A 26,425-nucleotide genomic window follows, 5' to 3' on the forward strand; every position below is an offset into this window, starting at 1 on the left:
CCCACTCAATTGTCGACCTGTGCGACCAACGTGACGAAACGGCGTTTCAGTCATATCGTCCGGCGACTCGATCATAGAACTTCAAGACTCCCAATCGTAAATTGAGCGTGCCGGAAAGCCAGATCCTTCGACTGGCTCTGCCCGGTGAATCGACACTCAACGCTAGACCGCGTGGCGGTCCATATTGGGAGAACTTTCATGAACGCAATATTGCGGCTGTCCGATCGCGATCGCTACGCCCGATGCATTCGCGCTTCGAAGATGGTCAGTTGGGACATCGACCGTGACGTGATTGGAGGCCGTACCTTCGACATGTCCCAGAAGTATTTGCCGGACGGGCTCTCGCTGGTGCCGGATTTCATCATGCTCTCGGAGGCTGAGAAGCGGTTCGTCAGCCAGATTCAGGGGCGCACATACGCGAACGTGTTCGGGCTCGTCGAGCGCTTCATTAACGCCAAGGTGCTGGAAGTGAGCCGCGACTACTGGCTCGGCGATCAGGTGGCACTCGAAGCGCTCGTGCGTTTCAGCGACGAAGAGCTTAAACACCAGGCGCTGTTTCGCCGCATCGAAAAAATGATCGGCGAAACGCTGCCCGCGGGTTACCGCTTCGACGTCGATCCCGATGCGCTTGCCGCCGTGGTCCTCGGCAAGAGCACGTGGGCGGTGCTGGCCATGACGCTGCATATTGAACTCTTCTCGCAAATTCACTACCGCCAGAGCATTCATCCTGACGATCAGTTATCCGAGCTGTTCAAGGATGTATTTCTGTACCACTGGAAGGAAGAAAGTCAGCACGCCATTCTCGATGAGCTGGAATGGAAGCGGCACGACGCTACGCTGACAGATGCGGCGCGCGACAACGCGGTCAATGAGTTCATCGACCTGATGATTGCGATCGATGGCATTTTGCGCGGGCAGGCGACAGCGGACTCGCGGTATTTCATCGCGAACTGCGGGCGTGCCGTCGTCGAGGCAGAAGCCGTGTCGATCGAAGCGAATTTCCATCATGCCTACCGGTGGCAGTACCTCCATTCCGGTATGCATCACCCCCATTTCGCGGAAGTGCTCGATCGGCTCGTCTCCGAAGAGCAGGGGATGCGTATCCGCGCCGCACTCGCCACGCTGCATTGAGCGAGCCCGAACGCACACGAATCATCCAGCTAAAGGTGCGCGCGGCGAGGATCTGCGTTTCATCAGTCGAGTCCCTCGTGCTTCATGGCAAGCTGGACGGCCGGACGCGCGCGCATCAGTTCGGCAAAGTTTCGCAATTTCTCCGGCACTTCGATGCCTACCTTTTTGGCCCAGAGCAGCATCGTGAACAGATAGGCGTCCGCCACACTCGCTTCGCTGCCGAACAGGTATTCGCCCTTGAACATGGTGGCGATCAACTGGAAGCGTTGACCGAGCTTCTCGCGCGCTGCCGTTGCTTCAGCATCCGAAGTGGGCTTGAAAACACGGCTGAACTGTTTGTGGATTTCCGTCGAAATGAACGCGAGCATCTCGAGCAGGCGCAGGCTGCCGGGTTCGCTATTCGGCGCAAGGGCAGGCTTGCGCTGTGCGACCCACGAAAGAATCGCGATATTCTCGGTAAGCCGTTGACCATCATCCATTTCGAGGGTTGGGACGTAACTCTTTGGATTGATCCGATTGAATTGCTCCCCAGTCTCGGTCTCCTTGGACTTCAAGTCGACGCGAATCCTTTCGAAAGTGAGATCGGCCTCATGCATGGCGATATGGTCGGCGAGGCTGCAGGCACCAGGCGAATAGTAGAGCTTCATGATAGGGGTCCCTTTTCGTGAGATGAACTGAACCGTTTCAACGCAGCAAAGGGCGTGCCGCCGCCGTCGACACCTGGAACGAGAGTTCGACGTCGAGCGTCGATTGCGATGGATGAACTTTGGCATAATTGCCGCATCGCTGCGCCGGGCACTGTCCGTTTTGACTCGCGCCACGTCCACAAGGGTCTTTCGTCATGGTTCGTGGAGCGGCTTCAGATAGCTTGAATTAATGTAGCCATCCGAACCCGGATCGCAATCGCAGCAGGGCAGGGCGACGGCCAGCACAGGAGAGACCATGCGGTCGGAAGTGAAGTCCGGCGTGCGCCTGAGACGTTATGCAATCGCGGTGACGGCCGTCATCGTTGGCCTGCTTGTCGTCGGACGCATCACCGGCATCCTGGTCAACTGGCTCTGGTTCTCTTCGATCGGCTATGGTGGCGTTTTCTGGACCATCCTCTGCGCGAGAGCGCTGCTGTTTGCTGCGGTGTTCGCAGTCTCGGCGTGCGCGATATGGCTGTCCGGGATTTTGGCGCATCGTTACGCGAGGCGCGTCGATGTCTTGCGAGCGCAATCTGTTGATCGATCGGGTCCGACTGAAGTTGCCGTTGAATTGTCTGAACTGATCGCGCCGCACGTTCCCTGGCGCTCCAGTATTGCCTGCGCCGCAGTCGTCCTAGGGTTGGTTATTGCCGCTAGCGAAGTCTCGAACTGGGACCTCGCGCTTCGCTTCATTTATCAGGTCCCTGTTGGCGAACGCGATCCGATCTTTGACAGGGATATCGGCTTTTATCTGTTCTCGCTCCCCGCGTATGCCGCACTCAAGAACTGGCTGCTGCAGCTAATCTTCTGGAGCGCGATCGTGGCAGGTGCTGTCTACGGGTTGCGCGGTGACATCGCGCTGGAGCGGCCACCACGCACGCTCTCGGCCGCCCCCATCACTCATGGTTCGGCACTGCTCGGTTTGTTCTTTGCGGTGAAGGCCTGGTCGTGGTGGCTCGACCGCTTTCTGCTGCTCTATGGCGACAACGGCGTCGTGGTCGGCGCCAGCTATACCGATGTCCACGTCGAGTTGCCGGTCCTGTGGTTGCTTGTCGGCCTTGCCGCGGCCTCATCCGTTGCCCTTTGGATCAACATGCGCCGACGGAGCCATCTGCAACCCGTCGTTCTCGCGCTGCTCGTATTCGGCAGTTCGTTTGTATTCGCTGTGATCTATCCGTCGCTGTTTCAGCGCTTCTATGTCAAACCGAGCGAGCTGAAACTGGAAACACCCTATATCGAGCACACCATCGCGCTAACGCGACAGGCTTACGGCCTCGCAAAGATCGAGGTTAAACCGTTTGAGGCCGAGCAGGGACTGACTCTCGACTCGCTGCAAGCCAATCGGGCGACCATCGACAACATCCGGCTATGGGATGTGCAACCGCTGATGGATACCTATGCACAGTTGCAGGAGATCAGGACTTACTACAAGTTTATTTCGGTGGACATCGACCGCTATCAGCTTGACGCCGGATACAGACAGGTAATGCTGTCGGCGCGTGAACTGGAACCGGCGATGCTTGCGACCAACGCCCAAACCTGGGTGAACCTGCACCTTATCTTTACTCACGGCATCGGCGTCGTGATGTCGCCAGTCACCGAGAAATCCACCGAAGGCTTACCGATTTTCTATCTGCGCGATATTCCGCCAGTCTCCAACGGCGGCCCGGCCATTCGCGAACCACGTCTTTATTTCAGCGAAGGCCGCCAGGACTACGTCATCGTGAATGGCAACGTAGCTGAGTTCGACTTTCCCCAACGGCCGACTAATGCCTACACGACGTATAGCGGGCGCGATGGCGTCAGCATCGGCAGTGTGGCACGCCGGAGTCTGTTCGCCTGGCAGCTCGACGATCCGAACATCCTGCTGAGCGGCTATATCACAGACAAGAGCCGGATCCTGCTTCATCGCAACATTCAGGACCGCGTGCGTACGATCGCGCCATTCCTGACTCTCGATCATGACCCCTATGTCGTCGCAAGCAATGGGCGCCTGTTCTGGATCCAGGACGCCTACACCGTCAGCCAGTGGTTTCCTTACTCCCGGCCGGGTTTCGGCGATGGCGCCAATTACATCCGAAACGCCGTCAAGGTCGTGGTCGATGCATATAACGGCACGGTCGATTTCTACGTCAGCGATCCCGCCGATCCGCTCCTGCGCACATACGAGCGCATCTTCCCGGGTTCGTTCAAGCCTTTGGACGCGATGCCACCGGAGCTGCGAAAGCATATCCGCTATCCCGAAGATCTGTTCCTGATCCAGGCGCAGCTCTACCGCGCCTATCATATGGATGCGCCGGAGATCTTCTACAACCGCGAGGATCTGTGGCAGTTTCCCCAGGAGCTGGTCGGAATGGATGGCGGAAGCACCGCCAGCACGATGCCGCCGTATTACACGATCATGCGACTCCCCGGCGACGCACGCGCCGAGTTCATCCTCATGCTGCCGATGGTGCCGAGCCAGCGCGAGAACATGATTGCCTGGCTGGCGGCGCGTTGCGATCCGCCCGGGTACGGCAAGCTCGTCGTGTACACCTTTCCCAAGGACAAGCTGATCTATGGGCCGTTTCAGATCGAAGCGCGGATTCAGCAGAATACCGAGATCTCGCAGCAGATCTCGTTGTGGAACCAGATGGGCTCACGCGTCATTCGCGGTCATCTCGTGGTCGTGCCGATCGAGAACTCGATCCTCTACGTTTCGCCGCTCTATTTGCGCGCGGCGTCCGGTCAGTTGCCGGAGTTGAAGCGGGTGATTGCCGCCTATGGGGACCGTGTGGTGATGGAGAACACTCTGGATGAGGCGCTGGCGGCGCTTTTCAGTGAGACCGCACAAGCGGCATCGCCAGCCCGAGGCACCGTGGACGCTCGCGCGCGAGAGGCACTTGTCCACTATGACCGCGCCATCGAGCGACTGAAGGCGGGAGACTGGAGCGGCTTCGGCGCGGAACTGGATGCCCTCCGGCCGTTGCTCGAGGCACTCGGCGCTGGCCGTTCCGATGATCGGAAGTGACCAACGGGACGATCAATGCGGCTCGCCGAGGCAAGCGTCGGCAACATCGACGATCGGCTCGCTGTCGGCGTGAGCTTGAGGAAACCGGTCAACGCACTTGATCTGAACGTAGGTCCACCACGTTCCCGGTGGATCGTGACCCAGCCACAACACAGTGGCTGCGACCTTGGTTCTCAGCCCCCATTGGCGCCAGTCAGCACCCGTTGGCGAAAAGTTTCCGTGAATGTCCTTGTACAGGTTACGGTCCAACCCGTATCGCTTCAGATAGGGCGGGTTGATGCGCTCCTCGGGCGTAGCCGGCTCGCCACGCGCGATGTCCGCTTGCGCCAGGGCCGCGTCCCGGCGGAAATCGCTCACGGCATGGCCGACCACCGACAGCTCGAACAGCAATGCCCCGCCAACTGCCATGCAAGTCGCGATAATGCAAAGCGAGAGCGCCCAAAGCACCCGCCTTCGGGTCGTCGGTGTCTTCATCACTGTCGACCTCCTACCGGCAACGGGATTCGCCGCCATGCCCGGCGCTTCGTTCGCCATTCAAATGGCCGCTCGGCTTTGTCGCAACGGATTTGAGATGGTCGACGGCAGTCGTGTCAGACAGAGCGGCCCCCTTGCCTCGTCAGCAAGAGCCAAGCCGGTTCGCGGTCCGGTACGGGTACTTCAGGCCCTTTGTAGAAGGTCAATCGCCTTTTCGGCATCGTCCAACGAGTCGACCGCGAGATACGCAATGAACTGCGTGCCAAGTACAGCAGCCGAGACGCCGCGAAGGTTGATCCCCCCATCCGCCAACATCTGGGTCAACTGCGCGATGATGCCCAACTGGTCCAGACCCATTACACGGACGGAGTGAAGGCTCGGGCTGACGCTGAACCCCGCCTGTGTGGCGGCACGGATCGCACTTTCTCCCTCTAGCGGAGCGACAAACACGACTCCCTTACCCGCTGCCTCTGGCGTTCGACGTGCCACGACGAACTGCAAGTCGACACCAGCATCCCGCAAGACGCTTAAGACCTTCGCAAGGCCTCCCGGTTTATCGTCGATGGTAGCTGCCCAAACCTCGACCCGTTCCACGCTCAGTTCCATGGCCGTCCCTCCCGGCTCGAACCTCATTAGAAAAATCTACTTCACGAACGCCATGCCGGCAAGGACTGTCGGACTACGCGCCGGTCGGCGATCCGTGTCCAACTTGCTGCTACTGAGCATCTGTATCAAGATCAAGTCGCCTCATCACAAATAGGCGACTCTCATGACAGACGATCCCGATGGCGATCCTGCTACCGATCCCGACAAACTGAAAGGCCCAGGCGGCATGAGTTTGAGGCAGATCCACGAACAGGTGCAGAAGTCCGTCCAGCGCGACTGCGAAGCGCAGACTGCGCGCCACGCGCCCGCTCCACCGCAAAGCCGGTGGCAGCGGTGGGTTCGCTATGTATGGGGCCGTAGCGGGCGGCGCTAACCGCAGTGTGATCAGGGACGTGCTGGTCGCAGACCAGACTCGTTGCATCGTGAAGTCCGCATTGCATCTACCCGGCTACCCATTTGGGTGGTGTGCGCCCCCCGTCGTTCTGTCATTGTGAACCCGTCGTCATAACGCTAGCTGGACAGGCGAGCAAACGTCGACGCGAAGAACTGGCAGGTCGCACGCAATTGACAGGGGGCTTGAAATGGAAACCACATCCTCGAGCGGAAATCCTTTGATGGATCTCTCGGACAATCTGGCAGACATCGTCGCGCGAGTCGGGCGGAGTGTCGTCGCAGTACACGGCCGACATCGCATGCCGTCGAGTGGCGTAATCTGGCGACGTGGCGTCGTCGTGACGGCTGCACACACGCTCAGGCGTGAGGACGGCATCGAAGTCACATTGACCGACGGCCGTACGGTCGCCGCAGTCCTCGCGGGCCTGGATCTGGGGTCCGACGTCGGCGTGCTGAAACTGGACGGCGTGGACCTCGACCCGATCGATTCTGGCGACGCCCACTCACTGAAGCCGGGTCATCTTGCGCTCGCCGTCGCACGTGCGGACGATTCCGGCGTCAGCGCTGATTTTGGCGTGATCGGCAGCATAGGTGGTCCCTGGCGCACATGGAAAGGCGGACAACTCGATGCGTTCGTGCGACTGGACGGCGGTCTGCGCCCGGGTTTCTCCGGGGCGGCCCTCGCGGACATGCGCGGGCAGGTCATCGGCATCTGCACCTCGGCACTGATGCGCGGCGCCGGCATCGTGATTCCGGGGATGACCGTGGAGCGTGTCACCGATGAACTGTTGGCTAAAGGGCGCGTCTCGCGGGGCTACCTTGGTGTCGGCACGCAGCGGGTCGGCCTGCTGGACGCCTGGGTCAATAAAATGAACCTGTCGTTCAGCAGTGGATTGCTGATCAATTCGCTTGCGCCGGGCGGCCCTGCGGAGCAGGCGGGCGTGCTGATAGGCGATGTACTGATCGAACTGGACGGCAAGCCTTGCCGCGATATGGGTGACGTGAGTGCGGCGCTGGGCTCCGCAAGCATTGGGCAGCAATTGCACATCGCCTTGATCCGAGGCGGCGAACGCCACGCGTGTTCGGTAACGGTGGGCGAACGGCCCCAACGGAATTCGTGCAGGTGACGTCCGGGAAGCGACCAAATGTCGGATGGACAGACGATACGGAGGGCGCCTTTACGGGTCGTAGTGATCGCGGCATCGTGGCAAGAGCGCGCAAGTCTGCAAGCGCTTGTCGAGGCGAACCCGGCACTTGAGTTCCTGGGTAGCGCGCCCGACGCCGAAAAGCTCGTCGATTGCCTCGCCGGATCGGCGCCGGATGTGGTCGTCACCGACATCGCGCCGGAGGCGAGCGATGCGCTCAAGACGCTACTCGAACTCTCGCCCGCGTCACCGTCGCTCGTCCTGTTGAGCGACGACCCGGACAGCGACTGGATCTTCGATGCGTTGCCCGCCGATGCGGTGGCTATCCTGCCGCGCAACGCGGTGCCAGCTGAAATCGTCGTGTCCATCGAAGCCGTCGCCGCAGGCCTTTGCGTGCTGACGCCCGACATCCTCGCAAGGCTACTGGCCGAAACAAGACCGTCGCGCCAGAAGGGATCCGGCGAACCGTTCGAAGCCTTGACGTTACGAGAGATCGAAGTGCTGGCGATGCTCGCCGACGGACTCGGCAACAAGGAGATCGCGCGGCACCTCGACATCTCGGACAACACGGTGAAATTCCACCTCTCGTCAATCTTCGGCAAACTCGGTGCGACCAACCGCACCGAAGCGGTGATGCTCGGCATGCGGCACGGATTCATCATGGTGTAGACAAGCTCGCGTTTCTCTACCCACGACACTAGACGACGTCATGCTCGAACGTTTTCCACCAACGTGGCAATCTGCACGAACTCGACATCAGGGCGTACCCCGTAGAGACCGGTGACCCGGTCGAGCAACTCATCGGTGAAGAACGCCTTGGCTGCGTCCTCTGATTCCCAAACGTAGAAGTTCGTGGCCTCACGCTTGGCGGAATTGAGCGTGAAAGCCTTTGAATGTAGCCCTGGCATTCCTTCAAACCTTGCACGTGCGGTCTCGGCAATCGTTGTCGGGTGCCTCGTCGCCGAGAAAACCCCCAGTACTGACGATCCAACTGTCGCTCTCCTGTGCGAGGATGACGCCATTGCGCCAGGATACCGCGCACGATTTTGCCAACCGGCGTTTTCGGGCAGCGCCGATCCTTCATCGCACCGCCCGATCACATACGGCCTGCAGGAGGCACCCGGAATGGCTCATGACTGGATCACCAAGCAGCAGCTCGATCAGTTCAAGGGACTGCAACGACTGTATGCCAGCAACCAGGATTTCGATTTCGGCTGGTGGTGTGCATATTTCTGGAAGGAAGCGCGTGCGTCGGGCGGCCGGCTAGATCCGGGTGACGAGAAACTCAAGGCGTTGTTTGTCAGGGTCTATCGCGATCCGACACTGCCGAGAATGAACTTCGTTGAGCGCAAGGCGGCCGGCGCGACCATCGTGGTCCAGCAGGCCGCATCCTGGCCCGACACCGACGCCGACAAACGGGCGGTCCTGGAACTCGCCCTCGAGATCGGCTTCAAAGACATGCCGGGCGGCCCGGCAACCGGGGGCATTGCGCGCGGCCTCGAGGTGCGGCGCTACTTCCGCAACAAGCTGCGGCTGAGGACGGCGGGCGGTGGCCGCCTGATCCTACCGATCGGATGCCGCGGCGAAGGGCGCGACTTCGCGACGGTCAGGGAGCACGGCGGCGCGCTCAACCGAGTCGATCTCGGCCTCAACAACATGGGACAGCCGTGGCATCCATTCAGCCATGCACCGCACAAGGACCGGATGTACTTTCGGGTCGCGTCGGGTGACAACTGCCTGTTCTCGGTGCTGAGCGTCGCCGAGACCATGAAGCTTTCGGTCGGTTTTCCGCTGATCGAGGACGAGCAGATCTTCAAATTTCCGTCTGCTCTGATCATGCACTGGACTCGAAGCCAACTGGAACAGGCACGCGCTAACGACGTGTTGCTGGCCCGCGTCACCTGCACGGTCAACGGCACGCAGCGCACCGGCGTGTTCCTGGCCACGCAGTCGTACGCCTATTCATTCAAGGTGCTAGGCGACGCGGTGCACACCCAGGACTTTCTCGAAAACGAAATGGGCGGCGTGCAGGACCAGTGCATCGAGCGCGGCGTGCGCGAGGTGGCGCTGCAAGATTTTCTGTTCGGTCTGAAGCTGCGCCGGATTCATCTCGGCCCGACGCGCGGACATGGCGTGATCGCCTTTATCGAACAGGTGCGCTACCAGATGGGCGGCGACTGGCACGAGAACGTCGAGCGCGCTCTGTATGCCCAGCGTCATTTCGACAGTGACAGGCAGGCTGCCGATGCCGTGCTTGATCCGCTCGAAGCGCAGATACAGGTCGGGCGCATCGAAGGCGAACGTCTGGTTGACGGCAACGCGGTCCAGATCCAGTCGATCGACCAGTGGGCGCTCAGCTACGAGCAGTTCCGCCAGGTAATCGACGAGCCACGCAATCAGCATTTCGGCCAACCCGTGTACTTCGGCGCGACGAGCTGACGTCGAAGATGTCGGTTCTTCCTTGCGAGCCACCCAGACCGTGCCGCGGTACATCGCGGATGTACCGCAACGCGAAGATCACTCGCCGGGCACGCAGCACCTTGCTGATCCCACCTTGCGCTCGCAGATTCTCGACCGAAGAAATGTCTGCGAATACTGAAAGACCCGCGTTGGGATCGACGTACACGTTCGCTTTTCACCGCGCTACCTATTGCGCGGGCGTTGTATGTGGGGTTGTGCTAACCATAGACCACGCTGTGGCAGAAGCCGGCTCAGTTTCTGCCGCTCGACCGCATTTTCGAGCGCTCATTCGAACGACTGCTCCTTCGTGACCCGCCGGATACTCAACGCGGACTCCTCGGCCAATGCCGACCTTGGGGTGGGCTGGATTCTACGTCGGCAATGTGATGGATTGCCGACGGTAGCGGCGTCGAGCAGCCGGGCGACAGCTTCCGGCATCGCGAACTCACACTCCCGACCCACTGCAGCCGGTCGAACCGCTCGGACCATTGACCGCTTTCGAGTAACGAACAGTCCTTCGTCGGGCTTTGGGCTGCCCGAACTGCATCTGGAAGTCGGCCGGACGACATCAATATTTCAGGCAGATTCTGATGAGTCGTCTGCGAATGATTCACTAACAGGCACAGCACTCCCTTTTGTGTGAGAGGAAAGTTGAACACCAGATTACACATCAGGAAAATTCGACCATGGGAAGCTTTTCAGATAATAAACTTCCTTGCAGGGCAACGCCGGCCCTTACAAAGGCCGGCGCACTTCACAGGATCAATTCGAACCGGCGTACTTCAGAGTCCAGGTGAACGTACGATTACTGCCCGCGTTGAGTGCGAAGGGGCGCGTCGTACAGGCGAAATTCGAATGCAACTGCCCGATCGGAGTGGTCGACAACGGATTGGTGACCCCGCCCGCCATCTCGAAGTTAGACAGGACACAACTGTCAAAACCCGTAGTGCCATAGCTGGTCGCATTACTATTGGAGTAGCTAACCGAGAAACCATCGCTACTCGCTGTGGCGTGCTGGAAATCTGCAAAAGACGTGAAGTCCGTCTCGACCGCGATGTTGCCGGTCAACGTTCCAGAATTCAGCGTATCGGCTCGCGTCAGTGTGCCTTGACCAAACGTTAGGACCGTGTGGACCTGCAGGTCGATATCCGTGGCATAGGTTGCATTCTTAACCGCCTGCCGGAACTTGGTCGTGTCGAAAGAGACGACCACCTGGCCGTTATTTTCCTGAACGTTCAGGTTCTTATAATACGTGACCGGAATGTAGGTTTTCCCGTTATAGGAAACTTGCGGAATCAGCAACGCATACCCCAGATCCGTTGTGCCATAAATCAGGTTGTCGGAGAACGGCGTCGGGTAATAGGGCGTGTACGAATTGTAGTCGGGTGCCTGGCTCAGGTTGAGATTGATGACGCGCTTGCCGTCGCGCACCGTGATGAGCGCTGCGCTGTAAGGGTGAGCCGTATCCGTGGGCAGGTTGTACCAGGTGAGCGTGTAATGCGGCCTCGCATCCAGCCAGGCTTGCAGGTCGGAATCAGCCATGGGTGCATTGCCGCCAAAACCCAGTTTGTTCCACCAGGCATTCACATACATGTACTGGTGTAAAAGGCTGAAATTCTCGCCCATCACACGAGGTTTGCCGCGATACGAATCGGTCCCACGGCCTTTGACCCACATATTCACGGACGGAGTGGGCAGGGCCGGGTCGTACCAGAACGTGTCAAAGCGGTAAGCCGCCTTATAGATGAACGAATAGGCGACCTGCATTTCCTGCGCGGTCAACACGCCTGCATTGGCCGCCGCGGTCAGAATTTCCATGAAGGCTGTGTCGCCGTATGGGCCGATGGAGCGGCCATAGTTGAAACCCTGCCCGTCTGCGTTGAGTTGGGGAAGAATCAGATCGACTGACTTGCGCAGATAGGATTTCAATTCAGGTGTTAGATTGGCCTCATTGCCCATTTCGAACGTTCGCTCAACGACTTCGCCAATGAGCAGCGTGCTGTATCGATCGAAGCGTGCCCGATCATAATAGGTGGTATGGGTATTCGAGGCCTCGTCGGAAAAACCGCCGGACGAGTCTTTTCTAATGTGATTCGTGAGTGTGTACAGAAGCGCGTCCCGCGCGCCCATCGATGCCACAGCCGGGTCGGTGGCGGAAGAGAAAGTCGGATTGCTCCACCCGAGTTTCTGTCTCAGCCCCGCAATGCCGTAAGAAACCGCATAGTAATTCTGCGCGGTATTAAGCGATGCAACGTCGATCGGCACACCTGTGGCGGGGCACGTATTCTTCGTGCCGCTTGCATCCGCGCCGAACATATCGCAGAAGGTCAGGCGATTCTGCAGCGTAGCCAGCATGGCGTCGCTGAAGACCTCGTTGAGCATACCGTGCGCCTTGAAATTATTGAGCGCAACGAGGTAGTAGTACTCGCCCCATGACGTATTTGCGTACGTGTAACTGGCGCCGCTCGTCTGCGCCATCATCGCGGTCGTTATCTTTTGATACGTCGCGAGGTAATCCGCGTATTTCGGATCCCCTTTCGCCTTCATATCGATCAGTATGTACGACAGACCGAGCGCCAGTTTGCCAGGCAGGAATTTATCGCCCGTGTTGGTATCGAGCACGTGCACCGGGCTGCCGTCGCCCAAGTCCATGACCACTTGCGTGAAATCAGGTGCCTTCCTGATGAGGTCAAAAAGCGCTCTCATCTGTCCCATCATGGTGATGGGCACCCCTGCGCCTGAAGGGACGCTCGTATCCGTCGCTCCATAGACAATTCCATGAAGAGAAACTGTAGCTGCAGAAGAAACTGGATTTTTCAGACCATCATTCCCGCCGCCTCCGCAGGCACTAACGAGAAGAAGCGTCAGTGTACTGAACGCAAAAATAACGGATGATTTTCGTGATGAACGCATTTTTGTCTCCTGATTGTAAGTGGATCGACGCCGAAATTAGCAATTTCACAAACGTGTCTCGCTATTCGTTCTCTTGGGTTTGCAACTGAGCACCAGCTCGACGGAAGTCAGAAAAACCCTACGAAAATCCGCTCACGTCGTTTCAGTCTGTTCGCGCCGACATGAACGACCCGTATTCCGCCCGCTGCGTCCCCTCGATCTCCGTCGACGTCCCACCATCTCGGCCTGACTCAGGCTGCCGCGGACGCCAACGAAAACGATTAACTAAACGTCAGGACGGGATGGTCACACCGTTGGTACCTGATGCGCAAGACTAGGTAAACTAGGGGCTAGTAAAAGCATCGCAAATATTCTAACCTAGAAAAACGTTTTCCTAACTGAACGTGCTCGTGACGTAACGCCGCCCGCAGTGCCATGCGTCGCGGGCTCGGCGTTCCTCGCCATCAATGACACATAGCGCGACGCGACGAGCGACGCCGCGCAACGGAGACTTACATGCAAACTGCCGTCATCGGGCTCGCCCGCACCGCCAGCCGCTACCGCTGGACGGTCTGCGCGCTGCTCTTCTTCGCGACCGTGATCAACTACATGGACCGTCAGATTCTCGGTCTGCTCGCGCCAGTGCTGCAGCACGACATCGGCTGGACCCAGGTGCAGTACGGCCGCATCGTGATCGCCTTCTCGGCGTTCTACGCAGTCGGCCTGTTGTGCTTCGGCCGCATCGTCGACTGGCTGGGCACGCGCATTTCGTACGCGCTCGCCATGCTGATATGGAGCGTGGCTGCAGTCCTGCACGCAGCGGTCGGCTCGGTGACCGGCTTCGCCATGGTGCGTGCGCTGCTCGGCATCGGCGAGGGCGGCAACTTCCCTGCCGCCATCAAGACGACTGCCGAATGGTTCCCGCGCCGCGAGCGCGCGCTTGCGACCGGCATCTTCAACTCAGGCGCCAATATCGGCGCGGTGTTCGCGCCCGCAATCATTCCGCCGCTCGCGCTGGCGTTCGGCTGGCGCGCGGCGTTCGTGATCATCGGGGCGATGGGCATCGTCTGGCTGGCCGTATGGTTCGCGCTCTACCGGTCCGCCGACCCGCGCTCCCACGAGGAGGGGCAGGACGAAGTCGAGGTGCTCGATGCCGCCAACGTGAATGCCCGCGCGCCGGGCTGGGGTGTACTGATCAGAAAGCGCCAGACGTGGGCGTTCCTGATCGGTAAGTTCCTGACCGATCCGGTGTGGTGGTTCTATCTGTTCTGGCTGCCGAAGTGGCTCAACGAGTCGCGCGGTATGGACATGCAGCACATCGGCCTGCCGCTCGTCTGCATCTATGCGATGACGACCGTGGGCAGCATCGGCGGCGGCTGGCTCTCTTCGGCGCTCCTGCGTGCCGGATGGAGCGTGAACGCCGCGCGCAAGACAGCGATGCTGATCTGCGCGTGCTGCGTGCTGCCGATCGCGTTTGTCTCACAAGTCGACAACCTCTGGGGCGCGGTCGCGATCGTCGGACTGGCGGCGGCAGCGCATCAGGGCTGGTCCGCGAACCTCTTCACCACGGCGTCCGATCTCTTCCCGAAGCGCGCGCTGGGCGCGGTGGTCGGCATCGGCGGGATGGCGGGCTCGATCGGCGCGGTGCTGTTTTCGGAAGTGATCGGGCAGGTCCTGCAACGCACCGGCCACTACTGGGTGTTGTTCGCGATCGGCGCGCTTGCCTACCTCGTCGCCCTGGCCGTCATGCAGATGCTGACGCCGCGCATGACGCCCGCGAAGCTCGACGCGTGAAAGCGCGAGGCGTGTCAGCCGCAGGCTGCGGTCGATTCACGGACGATGAGCCTCGGCTCGAACGTCGAATGCCCGGCCACCGCGTGGCCCGCGAGCGCGTCGATGAGCTTTTGCATCGCGAGCTCGCCCATCTTCTCGCTCTGGATGTCGACGGTGGTAAGCGCGGGCGCTGCGTACTCGCCGTACGGGACGTTGTCGACGCCGGTCACCGACAGTTCCTGCGGCACCTTGATGCCCAGCGACGCCGCCTCTTTCATGAAGCCGAGTGCGATCAGGTCGTTGTAGCAGATTACCGCCTGTGGCCTGCGCGGACCGAGCATCACGCGCGAGCACGCGTCCTCGCCTGCATGCGCGGTCGGCGCGTGCGCGTCGTACACGTCGAGCGTGAGGCCAGCTTCCTCGAGACACTCGCGCGCACCGCGAATGCGCTCGTCGTTGATGCGCGCCTGCCCGAAACCGAGGTAGGCGATGTGACGATGCCCGAGGTTGAGCAGATGCCGCGCGAGCATGTACGTTGCGAGCCGGTTGTCGATGCCGACGCTCGGGATCGGCAGCGCATCGCTGCGTCTCAACAGCACGAGTGGCTTGTGGAGATCGAGCAGCCACTGCGCCTCGTCGTCTGGTATCCGCGAGCTGACGATCAGGCCGTCGACGCGCTGCGCGAGCGCTTCGATCAGCGGGCGCTCGCGCGCCTGGTTTTCGTCGGTGTCGACGAGCAGCAGCGTGTAGTCGTGGCGCAGCGCGACGCGGTTGGCGCCCTTCACGACGTTCGTGAAGTGCGGATTGCTGATGTCAAGAATGGTCAGCCCGATGGTGCGTGAGCGGCCGGTGATCATCGATCGCGCAAGCGGATTCGAGCGGTAGCCGAGTTCCTCGATCGCCGCCTTCAGGCGCGCCTCAACCGGCGCGGAGAAGCGCTGCGCACCGTTCATGTACTTGGACACCGTGGCGACCGACACGCCGGCCGCAGCGGCGACGTCACGAATCGTTGGGGAAAGTTTTTTCATGCGGAAGGTAACGTTTTCCATTTTGTTAACAGATTGTCGCAGGAAACGCGGTCAGCGGGCAAATGCCACCAGGTTAAACCGCTACCTGGTGGCGGCGTGATCGACAATTGACGCTGTATATCGCCCGTCGTTATAGTCTGGAAAACGTTTTCCAAAATATCATTTTTCAGGAATTTTCTTGATGAGCCAAACAACCACAGCGTCGCTCAAGCCCTTCCGGCGTCTGCTTCTGACCGGCGCCGCCGGCAACCTGGGCCGCCAGTTGCGCGGCGCGCTCGCCAACTGGGCCGACGTCGTGCGCGTGAGCGACATCGCGAAGCTCAGCGAACCCGCGCCACATGAGGAAACGACCATCGTCGATCTGGCGGACCGGCGGGCGGTGATGCAGCTCGTCGAGGGCGTCGATGCGATCGTGCATCTCGGCGGCATCTCCATCGACGCCCCGTTCGAGGATCTGCTCGGAGCGAACATTGCCGGCACATACAACGTGTATGAGGCCGCGCGCAGGCACGGCGTGAAGCGCGTCGTGTTCGCGAGCTCCAATCATGCGATCGGCTTTCATCCGGTCACCGAAGTGCTCGACACCGACGCGCCGCAGCGCCCGGACAGCCTCTACGGCGTGACGAAGTGCTTCGGCGAGGCGCTCTCGCGGTATTACTACGATCGTTTCGGCATCGAGACGGTGTGCCTGCGAATCGGCTCGTCGTTCGAAGAGCCGAAGAATCCACGCATGCTCGTCACGTATCTGAGCTATCGCGACTTCATCGAACTGGTGCGGTGTTCGCTGTTCACGAACCGCGTCGGGCACGTGGTCGTGTACGGCGCGTCGAACAATCCGGTCAAGTGGTGGGACAATACGAAAGCCAGCTTCCTCGGCTTCAACCCGCGCGACAGCGCTGTGCAGTTCGCAGAACGTTTCCCCGCGACTGCACCGGGCGACTCGCACGACGATCCCGCACAACGCTTCCAGGGCGGCCCATTCGTGCTCGGCGAGCCGATGGAGGCGAAGCGGTGAAGCAGCGCTCGCACCTACTTGACGAGCTTGATACAGGAAACAGGTTACCGCGCGCAAAGGAAGCCAGCATGGATTCATCCGATCGGCCGCAGCTCGCCCTGCGCTCCTCCTCTTGAGACGACGACCCATTTGACGGCCAAGGCAGGCAATATGCACGTGACTTGAAGTAGCTTGTGACGGTAGTGGAGTCGCAGGCAGGCAAGATCGTGCCTCCCCAATTCGCGATAAACAGCATACAACTTCAAACCGTCGTCGAGTTTGCACAAGCCCTTGGGCCCACAGTCGGCACTTCGATTGCGGCCGCGGCGACGACGTAGTTACAAGGACGCGTCGGCCGCAAGGTGCAGATGAAGCTCGGGAATTGAAGCGAGAACAAAGGAAGAGTTCTATCGGTGGCTGATTCAGGCCCTCGGGCTGACGGCCGGGCAGTCCAGTCAAGAAGGTGCGAGTGACCGGACCGGCTGAACCGCCCCCGGGAAAACTTGGAGCGGTTCAGGCAGGCGCGAACGTTAATCGTCGATATCTGTCATTGAGGAGCATTTGCCCTGGTAGCGAGTCGGAAACCGCAATGGCTGCTTTGGCACCTGTGAACCGACGTTCGACAATGCCGTACCAATGTCGCTTCATGACCGGCTACTGCCGAATGCGGTCTACAGTAGCCGAAGCACTTTTCCTTTTCACGACTCTACCGGAGGCGCGCACCGCACGCGGATCGCTTGCAGGCGCGTGACGTATCGTGGCCCGTTGGAGCGGGTGATGCCAACGCGTTTCGGCGAGCGACAGCCGCTTACAAATCTCACAATAGCAGGGTCCACCGGTTTGATGGCATTGGCGTTCTTGCAGGCACATACCATGGAGCCAGCAATGAACACAAACCTGCCTTCCGATTCGTCCCCGCACAGCCGCATTCATCCTCTGGTCGCCGGAGCTGCCGTTGCTGTGATTCTCGCCAGCGGCAAGTATCGAACATGCCGTACGCAAAGATGCCACCTACCAGGTGCAAGTCAGAATGCAGGATGGCAGTTATCGAAACTTCAACTACGACACGCAGCCTACCGTTCAGGTTGGTGAGCGTGTGCGTGTCTATGGCGATTCGCTGAGTGCTTCGTAAGCACGCAGAGAACCGGAGGGCACAGCGCCTTACAAACGGTTACCAGGCTGACACTTCACGTTTATCTGCCAACTAGAGCTACACATATGGCTATGGGTACGAATACAACGACGACCGTGACAGGCACTGGCACCATGATCATGGTTGGCACAGGGGCTGGGAGCACCATCATCATCACGGGAACGATGACGAATAATCTGGCACTGCACCCAATTCGCGATATCGCAGCGTTGTGCTGACGACGCCGAAGCCTCGTTCTATCTGACCAGGTGCTTACGCCTTTGCTGTAACAGTGAGGGGCTTGCGATCAATGGAACGGAAGGTGCACCTAAGCGCTGGCCGTTCGCTTGATCGCCTGAAGGCGGGAGACCCGCTCGATGCGCCGCTCAAAAGTGCATAAGGGCCCCTTCTCGGCCATCCAAACAGCGGGCGGCTGAATGCGGTCGACTGCGCAACCGTCAGCCGAATGCGTCCTCAACGAACGATGCATAACTCTGCGCATTGGCGAGCACGCGCGGTCCGAAATCCCTATCCTTTGCAAGCGCCCGGCATCGGCCTGGCATAAATGCCTGGTCGACGTCTATCGTCCCGGCCAGTGCATGAGTGAACTCGTGAATAAGGCCTGCGCCACGGCTAATGCTCGTTCCGTCATGAATCACCTGTTGTTCGAGACCGAAGAAGTCGATCGCCAGGTGTATGTTTATTTTCCCGTCACGGCGAACTGTCTTGAGGTCGGGGGCATAGGCCCGGACATTGGGGATGACGCTGCCGCCACCGTAATAGAGGCGCACTGGCCTCATCTGGATGCCCTTCCAGACGCATTGCAGCACCGCGCGCACCAACGCGCTTCTGGATTGACTACCGGACAAGCCCAGTTCTGAGCCGCCTTGGAATCCAAGCGCTGCGACATCCACTTTGTCGTCTGGATTACCGAAATAGCTGGTGAATGTTTCCTTGTACTGTTCCGGTATGCCGGACGAAGCGTGCAAAAGCCGCTGATGCATCAACGTCAGCAGATCGGTGGCGCTCTTGAAGGCATTTTCCGCGCCGAGGAGGAAAGTCGTTTGAACACTTTCGAAGCCGATCGACACACTGTTGAAGTTCTTCAACTGCAGACTTGGAAATCGCTTCGACTGGAAGACATCGCCCGTCGACAGAAGAATTTTCAACCGCATCTCGAGGTCGAGAATACCGCGCCTTTCCAGAATGGGTTTAGCCTTTCTGAGCGTATCCTCATCGAGATTCAGGACGATCGACATCGCCAGCAGCATGGCCGCGACGGCGATTCTCTTGGGATTGTCCGGTGTAGAAAGCAGCGTGCTTTCGCGCTGTAGACCGCAAACCGCCAGAGGATCGGTAATCAACTCACCCGCCTTCCTGACTGATGCGCCCCCCGCGTTTTCCCATCGGGAGACCTTTTTTTCGTGGTACTGCTGCAAGTCACGAAATTTTCCGGGACTGCCGTCAATGCCCTCGATGCCGCCGGGTGGCGCGTGCTTTTTGATGTATGTCCACAGCGTGTTCAAATCGGTCATGTAGGCCTCGTCAGTGTGAGTTCAATGCCGTTGCCAACAGGCGCTGCATGCCACGTTCTGGCAACCAAGTGTGCGGAAGCGAACATTGAAACAGAACTTGCCGTCTGCATCGCGACGCAGGGATTGCATTGGTCGCTAGCGACATGCCGGTCCCGTCGCGGGCTTCGCAACCCGTCACCTCGCCCGTGCGGCAAGGCGCGCAATCATCCGATCAGCCATTGTGCGATCGACGACTGCGAATGAGCGGCTCGTGCGCTCATAGGCATACATGGCGCCCGTCGCGATGTCGAACCACCAGCCGCTCAATACGAGTGCCCCGGCAGTGACCTGCTGGCGGACGATCGGGTAGGTCATCAGGTGCTCGAGTTGCACGAGTACGTTGAGTTGCGACAATTGATCGTGCGCTTTCAAGCTGTCGTCGAGCGGACCTTCCTGTTCGAGGCGAAACGCTGCGTTGTTGGCGTGGCATAGCCATTTATCGAGGTTTGGTGATTTCAGCTTGGCGTGCCTGGAGAATACGGCCTTCATCGCGCCGCACTCCGAATGTCCACACACGACAATATTCGCGACTTTCAACACCAGCACGGCATATTCGATCGCGCTTGCCTCGGAAAGATCTCCGGTAGAGACGCCCTCCGCAGTCGCCGGTGGTATCAGATTGCCCACGTTGCGCATCGTAAAGAGATCGCCGGGATGGGTCGATGCAAGCAGATCCGGCACGACCCGGCTGTCCGAGCACGTTATGAAGAGCGCATCAGGTGTCTGCGCGAGCGCGAGTTTGCTGAACTGCTGCGCGTATTGCGGCAGCATTTTCTCCCGGAATTCAACGATGCCCATGATGAGTTTTCGCATGGTTTGCCTCTCAAAGGACGGGTTGCCTTGCTGTCGAGCTTTCCGAGCCTCCAAGCCCTTGCGAGTCGGGGATACGGGCCAGCGCCAGGTCCTCCGGAAATGGATGCTTCGAGCCGATCGCACGGTCCAGCAGGGTCAGCTCGACACGCAAGGCGTCGTGACGATGCTCCGGCAAGCACTGAAGGAGATTCTCTATCGCCGCGCGCTGACGCCGCGCGATCTGAATGCTGCCCGCGCCGTACTGACGTATCTCGCGGAAACTGATATGCACGAAATCTTCCCAGTTCGGCGTTCGATAGATGACGCGCACAAGTCCGGACTTATCCGTCATCTCTTCGGAGTACAAAGACCGTTTTCCGACGACACGCAATAGCCGCTGCAACTGATCGATGGCCAACACGGCCGTTGTTGGATCGTTGATCGCAGCCGACAACGCTTTCAGCGCAATATCAACAAGGATGCGAAACGCGAACATAGGATCCTGTTCCATCGTGCGTTCAGTCCCAAAAGCAACCAGTGTACGCAGCCGGTCTTCATCGATTGCGTCAGAGTCTCCGTACAAGTAAAACAAGGGTTCGTCCACCGCGACAAAGTCGCCGACTTGCGGCACGAATTCGATAACCGAGTTAGTGCGCCTCGCCTTGGCGACAAGTCTTTCGAGATTCACGGCCAGAACGATGCCGGATGTACCGCTATGGCGAACAATGCGGCCAGGGATGCCTCGCTCGTGGTCAAGTCTCGGCGGGGTGGTCCGGCCCGTCGCGGGGTCGGGATAGACGCTTTCGACGACCGCGATCCCGTGCTCCCCAACCCGAGCCACGAGGCTTACTGGACGCAGGCATTTCGCCGCATAATCAATCAGGAAAAGGAATGCGACGACAGAAGCGAATCCGAATAGCGCTGCAATGAATACCTGAAGCTGGTGCACCTCGCTATCACCCATCCAGCCCAGGGTTCTGTTGGCGAACAGAAGCGTGAATACGAACAGTCCCGAGATGCTGCGGATCACGTTATCGCGCAGCAAGGTCGTCGCGATGATCCGCGGGGTATATTGACCGCCAGCGACCTGGATTGCGACGAGCAGCGAACCGAAGGTAAACACCAGAAACGCCAGGTCTGCGGAAACGATGTCGCCGACAAGTGACCGCGCTCCAGTCATGGACAGCGCAAAAAGGCCGGTTTTCGGATCGAGGATGTCGTGTCCGATCATCCACCTTCCCAGCATTTCAGTGAGCGGCTTTACCACGGCATAGATCGCCACCGCGACGAGCGGTACCGTCCACAGGGAAGATCTGAGGTAACTCTTCAAGCTGTACCAGCGGTTCCAGTCCATGTTTGCGCTCTTCCAACGATTCATGCGGCAGCGGAGGCCGAAACGTTCGCGGTTCGCCTTTGACGATGCACGTGACCTTCAGGTCGGTCAATCAGACTTTGGTCCGATAGGTCGAGGACATAGAGTTTCGGGAATCGCGTCTCGATCGATTCCGGATTTTCGATGCCCGTCTATCGCGCCATCGCGGGCAGCGAATCTTCGGCGACCGGCGCGCCTGCCGGCGCGTTTTCGGCAGTGACATCGGTGGCCACGTGGGCCAGCTTCATCAGACGCGGCTGAAGCAGCAGCGCGACGAGACCGCTCCAGCCGGTCTGGTGCGAAGCGCCGACGCCACGTCCGCTGTCGCCGTGAAAGTACTCGTGGAACAGCACGAGATCAGACGAGTGCGGGTCGGCCTGCAACTGCGGATAAGCCGCCATCACGGGCCGCACGCCGTGCTCGTCCTTGAGAAAGAGGGTAGTCACACGCCGCGCGAGACCGTCGGCGATCTCGCTGAGCGAGCACCGGTTGCCCGATCCAGTTGGATATTCGATGCGGAACTCGTCGCCATAGTAGCGATGGAATTCATATAGCGATTCGATCAGCAGATAGTTGACGGGCATCCACACAGGCCCGCGCCAGTTCGAATTGCCGCCGAATACGCGCGAGTCCGATTCGGCCGGCTGATACGCGATGCAGACATGCGCGCCGCCATGATCGAACTCGTACGGTGTATCGCGATGCACGCGTGACAGCGCGCGCACGCCGTGATCGGACAGAAATTCGTCTTCGTCGAGCGCGCGGCGCAGCAGTGCCGTCATCCGGTATCCACGCAGTAGCGAGAGCAGCGTGGTGTTGCCTTTGCCGGGTTCGGTCCAACGCGATACGAGTTTGGCCAGATTGGGCCGGTGATCGAGAAACCACGCGAGCCGTTCTCGCAGGCCGGGCAGGTGGCCGTATATGCGTTCTTCAAGCACATGCACGGCGAACAACGGAATCAGGCCGACGATCGAGCGAACGCGCATCGGCACACGGGTTCCGTCTGGAAGATGCAGTACGTCATAAAAGAATTCGTCGTGACCGTCCCATAGCCCCGTTCTGCAACCTTCGCTGCAACCGACGGCTTCTGCGATATACAGGAAATGCTCGAAAAACTTCACCGCGATTTCGACGTACGCGTTGTTCGTCATCGCGAGTTCGAGTCCGATCTGCATCAGGTCGAGCGCATACGAGGCCATCCAGGCGGTGCCGTCCGCCTGGTCGATGCGGCCGCCCGTCGGCAGCGGGGAAGAGCGGTCGAAGATGCCGACGTTGTCTAGCCCGAGAAAGCCGCCCTGGAAGATATTGCGGTCCTCTGCATCCTTGCGGTTGACCCACCACGAAAAGTTCAGCAGCAACTTGTGGAACATCACCTCGAGAAACTTATGGTCACCGACGCCCGTGACTTCACGGTCGAGTTCGTACACGCGCCACGTCGCCCATGCATGAACGGGCGGATTCGCGTCGCCGAATGCCCATTCGTAGGCGGGCAACTGCCCGTTCGGATGCATGTACCGTTCCTTCATGAGCAACAGCAGCTGTTTCTTCGCGAAGTCGGGGTCCATCATGGCGAACGCGGCGGCATGAAACGCGAGATCCCAGGACGCGTACCACGGGTACTCCCACTTGTCCGGCATCGATACGACGTCGCCGTTGCACATATGCCGCCAGTCGGCATTGCGCCCGTGCCGGCGTCCTTTCGGCGGCTTCGGCTGACCGGGGTCGCCGTCGTGCCAGCGCGTCACGTCGAACTGGTAATACTGCTTCGTCCATAGCATGCCGGCGAGCGCCTGGCGTTGCACGAGCCGCGCATCGGCGTCGCTGATGTCGTGCTGGAGCGCCGCGTAGAACTCATCGGCCTCCGCGATCCGGCGCGCGAACAGCGCTTCGAAGTCGAGCGGCACGTCGTCGCGCGTGATGCCCGGTAGTGCCGCCGGACGCCAGCGCAGATATAGCACCGCGCGCTCGTGCGGCGCGAGCGACAGGGCCACGTGCGCGGCAGCGCGGGTGCCTGCGTCGCGGCGTATCGCGTGCTCCTCGCCATCGACGAGGTAATCGTTGAAGCCATCCTTGAACGGGCCTGCGCCGGCGATGCCGAAAAGGCGGCGGACGTTGGTTTCGTTTTCGCAGAACAGCCATTCGATCGGCTGCGGCGCCGAGGCCGTGACGATCAACGTGCCCAGCGCGGGATTGTCCGCGATCACGCGCGCGCCCTCGGCGGACTCCGGCTCGAGCGTGAGCGACGGCTTGCCGGGCTTGCCTGACCACGCCCAGCGGTTGCGCGCCCAGAAGATCGGCAGCAGATGGAGTGGCGCGTGCTGATCCGCGCGATTTTCGACGGTTACGCGCATCACGATGTCGTCGGGTGTGTGCTTCGCGTACTCGATCCAGACGTCGAAATAGCGATCGTCGTCGAACACGCCCGTATCGAGGATTTCGTATTCGGGCTGATCGGCGCCGCGCCGGCCGTTTTCCTCGATCAGGTCCTGATACGGGTACGCATCGTGGGGGTATTTGTACAGCATCTTCATGTACGAGTGCGTCGGCGTGCCATCGACGTAGAAGTAAAGCTCCTTCACGTCCTCGCCGTGATTGCCTTGCGCATTGGTCAAGCCAAACAGCCGCTCCTTCAGGATGGGATCGCGCCCGTTCCAGAGCGCGAGCGACACGCACCAGTCGAGTGGGTCGTTGCCGAATCCGGCAATGCCGTCCTCGCCCCAGCGGTACATGCGGCTGCGCGCATGCTCGTGGGGGAAATACTCCCATGCGGTTCCGTAGTCGCTGTAGTCTTCGCGAACGGTGCCCCACTGCCGGTCGCTCAGATAAGGCCCCCAGCGGCGCCAGCAGTCGAGGTCCGGTCCATGCAGACGGAACCCTTCCTTCGAATGGAGCAGATCGTTTGCGCGTAGCGATGACATGTGACCTCCCAAACCGGGATCGACCGTCGAACACGTTCAGAGCGTGAGTCCCCGCCCATCCCGTCACGCGTGCGGCGCCGGGCGGTATCTGGATGATAGGCGTCGTTTAGACTTATCGAGGTCGGAGGCCGCCTCGTTCCTGGTTTCATCTGACGTTTTCTTTCGCTGTATCCGCGCTGCATCGCCTGATCGTAAGGAACTGGACATGAATCAAAAACCGCGTGGCCTCGACAATGGCCTGACGAACTACGGTGATCAAGACTTCGCGCGCTATCTGCGCCGGTCGTTTGCCAAATCGATGGGCTACACCGGCGAATCGCTCGACAAGCCGATCGTCGGGATCTGCACCTCGGAGAGCGGTTTCAATAACTGCCATCGCCACTTTCCCGAAATGATCAAGGCGGTCGAACGCGGCGTGCTCGCGGCGGGCGCATTGCCGGTCGTATTTCCGGTGATGTCGCTTGGCGAGGTCTTCCTTTCGCCGACTTCGCTGGTCTATCGCAATCTGATGGCGATGGCCGTCGAGGAAATGATTCGTGCCCAGCCGATGGATGCGGTGGTGATGCTCGGCGGATGCGACAAAACCGTGCCGGCGATGTTGATGGGCGCGATCTCCGCGGAGCGGCCCGCCGCAATGGTGGTGGCCGGTCCGATGATGACCGGGCGACATCGCGGCGAGCGGCTTGGCGCGTGCACGGACTGCCGGCGCTTCTGGTCGAATTTCCGCGCGGGGAACGTCTCGGCGCAGGAGATCAGGGAAGTGGAGGGGCGTCTGGCGGTCACGGCGGGAACGTGTGCGGTCATGGGCACGGCGTCGACCATGGCGCTGATCGCGGAAACGCTGGGCATGATGCTGCCCGGTTCGGCGGCGATTCCGGCCGTGCACGCGGATCGTCTGCGCAATTGCGAAGAAACCGGAGCGCTGGTTGCGCGCATGGCCCTCAATGGCGGACCGAAACCGGCCGGGATCGTGACGCCCGCGTCGGTGCGCAATGCCTTGCGCGTGCTGCTCGCGGTCTCCGGTTCGACCAACGCCGTGATTCATCTGGCGGCGATTGCTGGTCGTATCGGACTGAAGATCGATTACGACGAGTTCAACCGGCTGTCTGATGAAACGCCCGTACTCGTGGATCTCAAGCCGGTAGGCAACGGTTACATGGAGGATTTCCATGCAGCCGGCGGGCTGGAGGGCGTTCTGCGCGGACTGATGCCCCAACTCGATCTGAGTTGTCGCGATATCGCCGGGCACAGTCTCGAGGAGCGTTTGAACAGGCCGCTTGCCGATCCGATCGATACGGCCGTGATCCGCTCGAGGGAGAAACCGGTCAGTCCCGAGGGCGGGCTGATTGTTCTAAACGGGAGTCTGGCGCCCGGCGGTGCGGTTCTGAAGCGCGCCGCCGCTACTCCCGAACTGCTCGAACACGAAGGGCGTGCCGTGGTATTTACCTCGCTCGACGATCTGGCCGCGCGCATCGACGACCCCGGTCTGGACGTTCGCGCGGACGACGTTCTCGTATTGCAGAACGCGGGGCCGCGCAGTGCTTCAGGCATGCCCGAGGCCGGCTATCTGCCGATCCCGCAGAAACTTGCACGGGCGGGGGTGAAGGACATGGTGAGGATTTCAGATGCGCGCATGTCGGGCACGGCGTACGGGACCATCGTGCTTCACGTGACGCCAGAAGCGGCGCTCGGTGGCCCGCTGGCGCTGGTGCGCAACGGCGATCGGATCCGGCTCTCGGCCCGGGACAAGCGGATCGATCTACTGGTCGACGAGGTCGAACTGGCGCGTCGTGCCGCTGAGATTCGTCCGGCGCAAGGGATGTATGCGCGCGGTTACCAGCGGCTCTATCACGATCACGTGCTCTCTGCCGCTGCAGGGTGCGACTTTGATTTCCTCACCGCGTTTCCTTCCGAAGACCTTAAGTAGCGGGTGCTTTTTCAACTCCCTGACCGAAGTGCCCGCGCGACTCGATCTGTTCGGCGCCTGATCAAGCGCAAACGACGAAGAGTTCATCCCTCACCGGAGGTGTCGTCGAAGATTGCGG

The 26,425-nt window shown here is 60.2% G+C and carries 18 protein-coding genes and 1 pseudogene; 10 read left to right on the plus strand and 9 right to left on the minus strand.

Features of this window, described 5'->3' with window-relative positions; genetic code table 11:
- Positions 1-198: 198 nt before the first annotated feature.
- Positions 199-1,131 carry a hypothetical protein gene (locus tag OKW29_RS05720; RefSeq protein WP_429290296.1) on the plus strand — a complete coding sequence of 311 codons (933 nt, stop codon included), beginning with the start codon at positions 199-201 and terminating at the stop codon, positions 1,129-1,131.
- 62 nt (positions 1,132-1,193) lie between these two features.
- Here OKW29_RS05720 and OKW29_RS05725 read toward each other — a convergent pair whose 3' ends face one another.
- Entirely contained in the window at positions 1,194-1,778 is a 585-nt protein-coding gene (locus OKW29_RS05725; RefSeq protein ID WP_090811025.1) for a glutathione binding-like protein, read from the minus strand.
- A 295-nt stretch (positions 1,779-2,073) separates the two neighbouring features.
- Here OKW29_RS05725 and OKW29_RS05730 point away from each other — a divergent pair, with 295 nt between their 5' ends.
- Entirely contained in the window at positions 2,074-4,827 is a 2,754-nt protein-coding gene (locus OKW29_RS05730) for a UPF0182 family protein (protein ID WP_429290297.1), read from the plus strand.
- 12 nt (positions 4,828-4,839) lie between these two features.
- Here the strand turns inward: OKW29_RS05730 and OKW29_RS05735 are convergent, their stop codons facing one another.
- Both OKW29_RS05735 and OKW29_RS05740 read right to left on the minus strand, forming a co-directional pair.
- Positions 4,840-5,301 carry a hypothetical protein gene (locus OKW29_RS05735; RefSeq protein ID WP_429290298.1) on the minus strand — a complete coding sequence of 154 codons (462 nt, stop codon included), beginning with the start codon at positions 5,299-5,301 and terminating at the stop codon, positions 4,840-4,842.
- A gap of 183 nt (positions 5,302-5,484) precedes the next feature.
- Positions 5,485-5,907: an ACT domain-containing protein gene (locus tag OKW29_RS05740; protein ID WP_184039462.1), complete on the minus strand. Its 423-nt coding sequence runs from the start codon at positions 5,905-5,907 to the stop codon at positions 5,485-5,487.
- A 163-nt stretch (positions 5,908-6,070) separates the two neighbouring features.
- On the opposite strand from OKW29_RS05740, the gene OKW29_RS05745 reads away from it, so the two are divergent.
- The 4 genes from OKW29_RS05745 (at position 6,071) to OKW29_RS05760 (ending at position 9,884) form a co-directional block, all read left to right on the plus strand.
- The gene (locus OKW29_RS05745) at positions 6,071-6,280 is read left to right on the plus strand and encodes a hypothetical protein (RefSeq protein WP_084754273.1); all 210 of its coding nucleotides are present in this window, start codon (positions 6,071-6,073) and stop codon (positions 6,278-6,280) included.
- A gap of 241 nt (positions 6,281-6,521) precedes the next feature.
- Positions 6,522-7,427 carry a S1C family serine protease gene (locus OKW29_RS05750; RefSeq protein ID WP_187630596.1) on the plus strand — a complete coding sequence of 302 codons (906 nt, stop codon included), beginning with the start codon at positions 6,522-6,524 and terminating at the stop codon, positions 7,425-7,427.
- 18 nt (positions 7,428-7,445) lie between these two features.
- Positions 7,446-8,114 (plus strand): DNA-binding response regulator, encoded by a 669-nt coding sequence (locus OKW29_RS05755; protein WP_429290299.1) that lies wholly within the window; start codon positions 7,446-7,448, stop codon positions 8,112-8,114.
- Between the two features lie 195 nt (positions 8,115-8,309).
- The gene (locus OKW29_RS05760; RefSeq protein ID WP_429290300.1) at positions 8,310-9,884 is read left to right on the plus strand and encodes a hypothetical protein; all 1,575 of its coding nucleotides are present in this window, start codon (positions 8,310-8,312) and stop codon (positions 9,882-9,884) included.
- A 783-nt stretch (positions 9,885-10,667) separates the two neighbouring features.
- Here OKW29_RS05760 and OKW29_RS05765 read toward each other — a convergent pair.
- Entirely contained in the window at positions 10,668-12,818 is a 2,151-nt protein-coding gene (locus OKW29_RS05765; protein WP_429290301.1) for a hypothetical protein, read from the minus strand.
- A gap of 495 nt (positions 12,819-13,313) precedes the next feature.
- On the opposite strand from OKW29_RS05765, the gene OKW29_RS05770 reads away from it, so the two are divergent.
- Complete coding sequence (locus OKW29_RS05770; RefSeq protein WP_429290302.1) at positions 13,314-14,591, plus strand: MFS transporter; 1,278 nt, start codon at positions 13,314-13,316, stop codon at positions 14,589-14,591.
- Between the two features lie 14 nt (positions 14,592-14,605).
- Here OKW29_RS05770 and OKW29_RS05775 read toward each other — a convergent pair whose 3' ends face one another.
- On the minus strand, positions 14,606-15,619 hold the full coding sequence (locus OKW29_RS05775) for a LacI family DNA-binding transcriptional regulator (protein ID WP_260336517.1): 1,014 nt from the start codon (positions 15,617-15,619) through the stop codon (positions 14,606-14,608).
- A 160-nt stretch (positions 15,620-15,779) separates the two neighbouring features.
- Here OKW29_RS05775 and OKW29_RS05780 point away from each other — a divergent pair, with 160 nt between their 5' ends.
- Together OKW29_RS05780 and OKW29_RS05785 are read left to right on the plus strand one after the other, a co-directional pair.
- The gene (locus tag OKW29_RS05780; protein WP_429290303.1) at positions 15,780-16,613 is read left to right on the plus strand and encodes an NAD-dependent epimerase/dehydratase family protein; all 834 of its coding nucleotides are present in this window, start codon (positions 15,780-15,782) and stop codon (positions 16,611-16,613) included.
- Between the two features lie 961 nt (positions 16,614-17,574).
- A pseudogene (locus OKW29_RS05785) lies at positions 17,575-17,724 on the plus strand (glycine zipper 2TM domain-containing protein); the annotation flags it as partial.
- A gap of 458 nt (positions 17,725-18,182) precedes the next feature.
- Here OKW29_RS05785 and OKW29_RS05790 read toward each other — a convergent pair.
- The 4 genes from OKW29_RS05790 to OKW29_RS05805 form a co-directional block, all read right to left on the minus strand.
- Positions 18,183-19,259, minus strand: coding sequence for a hypothetical protein (locus tag OKW29_RS05790; RefSeq protein WP_429290304.1), 1,077 nt, complete (start codon positions 19,257-19,259; stop codon positions 18,183-18,185).
- 174 nt (positions 19,260-19,433) lie between these two features.
- Entirely contained in the window at positions 19,434-20,111 is a 678-nt protein-coding gene (locus OKW29_RS05795; RefSeq protein ID WP_429290740.1) for a carbonic anhydrase, read from the minus strand.
- Positions 20,112-20,121: 10 nt separating this feature from the next.
- Positions 20,122-21,444: a DUF2254 domain-containing protein gene (locus OKW29_RS05800; RefSeq protein ID WP_429290305.1), complete on the minus strand. Its 1,323-nt coding sequence runs from the start codon at positions 21,442-21,444 to the stop codon at positions 20,122-20,124.
- 170 nt (positions 21,445-21,614) lie between these two features.
- Positions 21,615-24,380, minus strand: a complete 2,766-nt coding sequence (locus OKW29_RS05805) for an MGH1-like glycoside hydrolase domain-containing protein (RefSeq protein WP_429290306.1) — start codon at positions 24,378-24,380, stop codon at positions 21,615-21,617.
- A gap of 205 nt (positions 24,381-24,585) precedes the next feature.
- Between OKW29_RS05805 and OKW29_RS05810 the strand changes: the two genes are divergently transcribed.
- Positions 24,586-26,307 (plus strand): dihydroxy-acid dehydratase, encoded by a 1,722-nt coding sequence (locus OKW29_RS05810; protein WP_429290307.1) that lies wholly within the window; start codon positions 24,586-24,588, stop codon positions 26,305-26,307.
- Positions 26,308-26,425 lie beyond the last annotated feature (118 nt).

Origin of the sequence: Paraburkholderia sp. CI3, assembly GCF_050436505.1 — a bacterium.
GTDB classification, from domain to species: domain Bacteria; phylum Pseudomonadota; class Gammaproteobacteria; order Burkholderiales; family Burkholderiaceae; genus Paraburkholderia; species Paraburkholderia tuberum.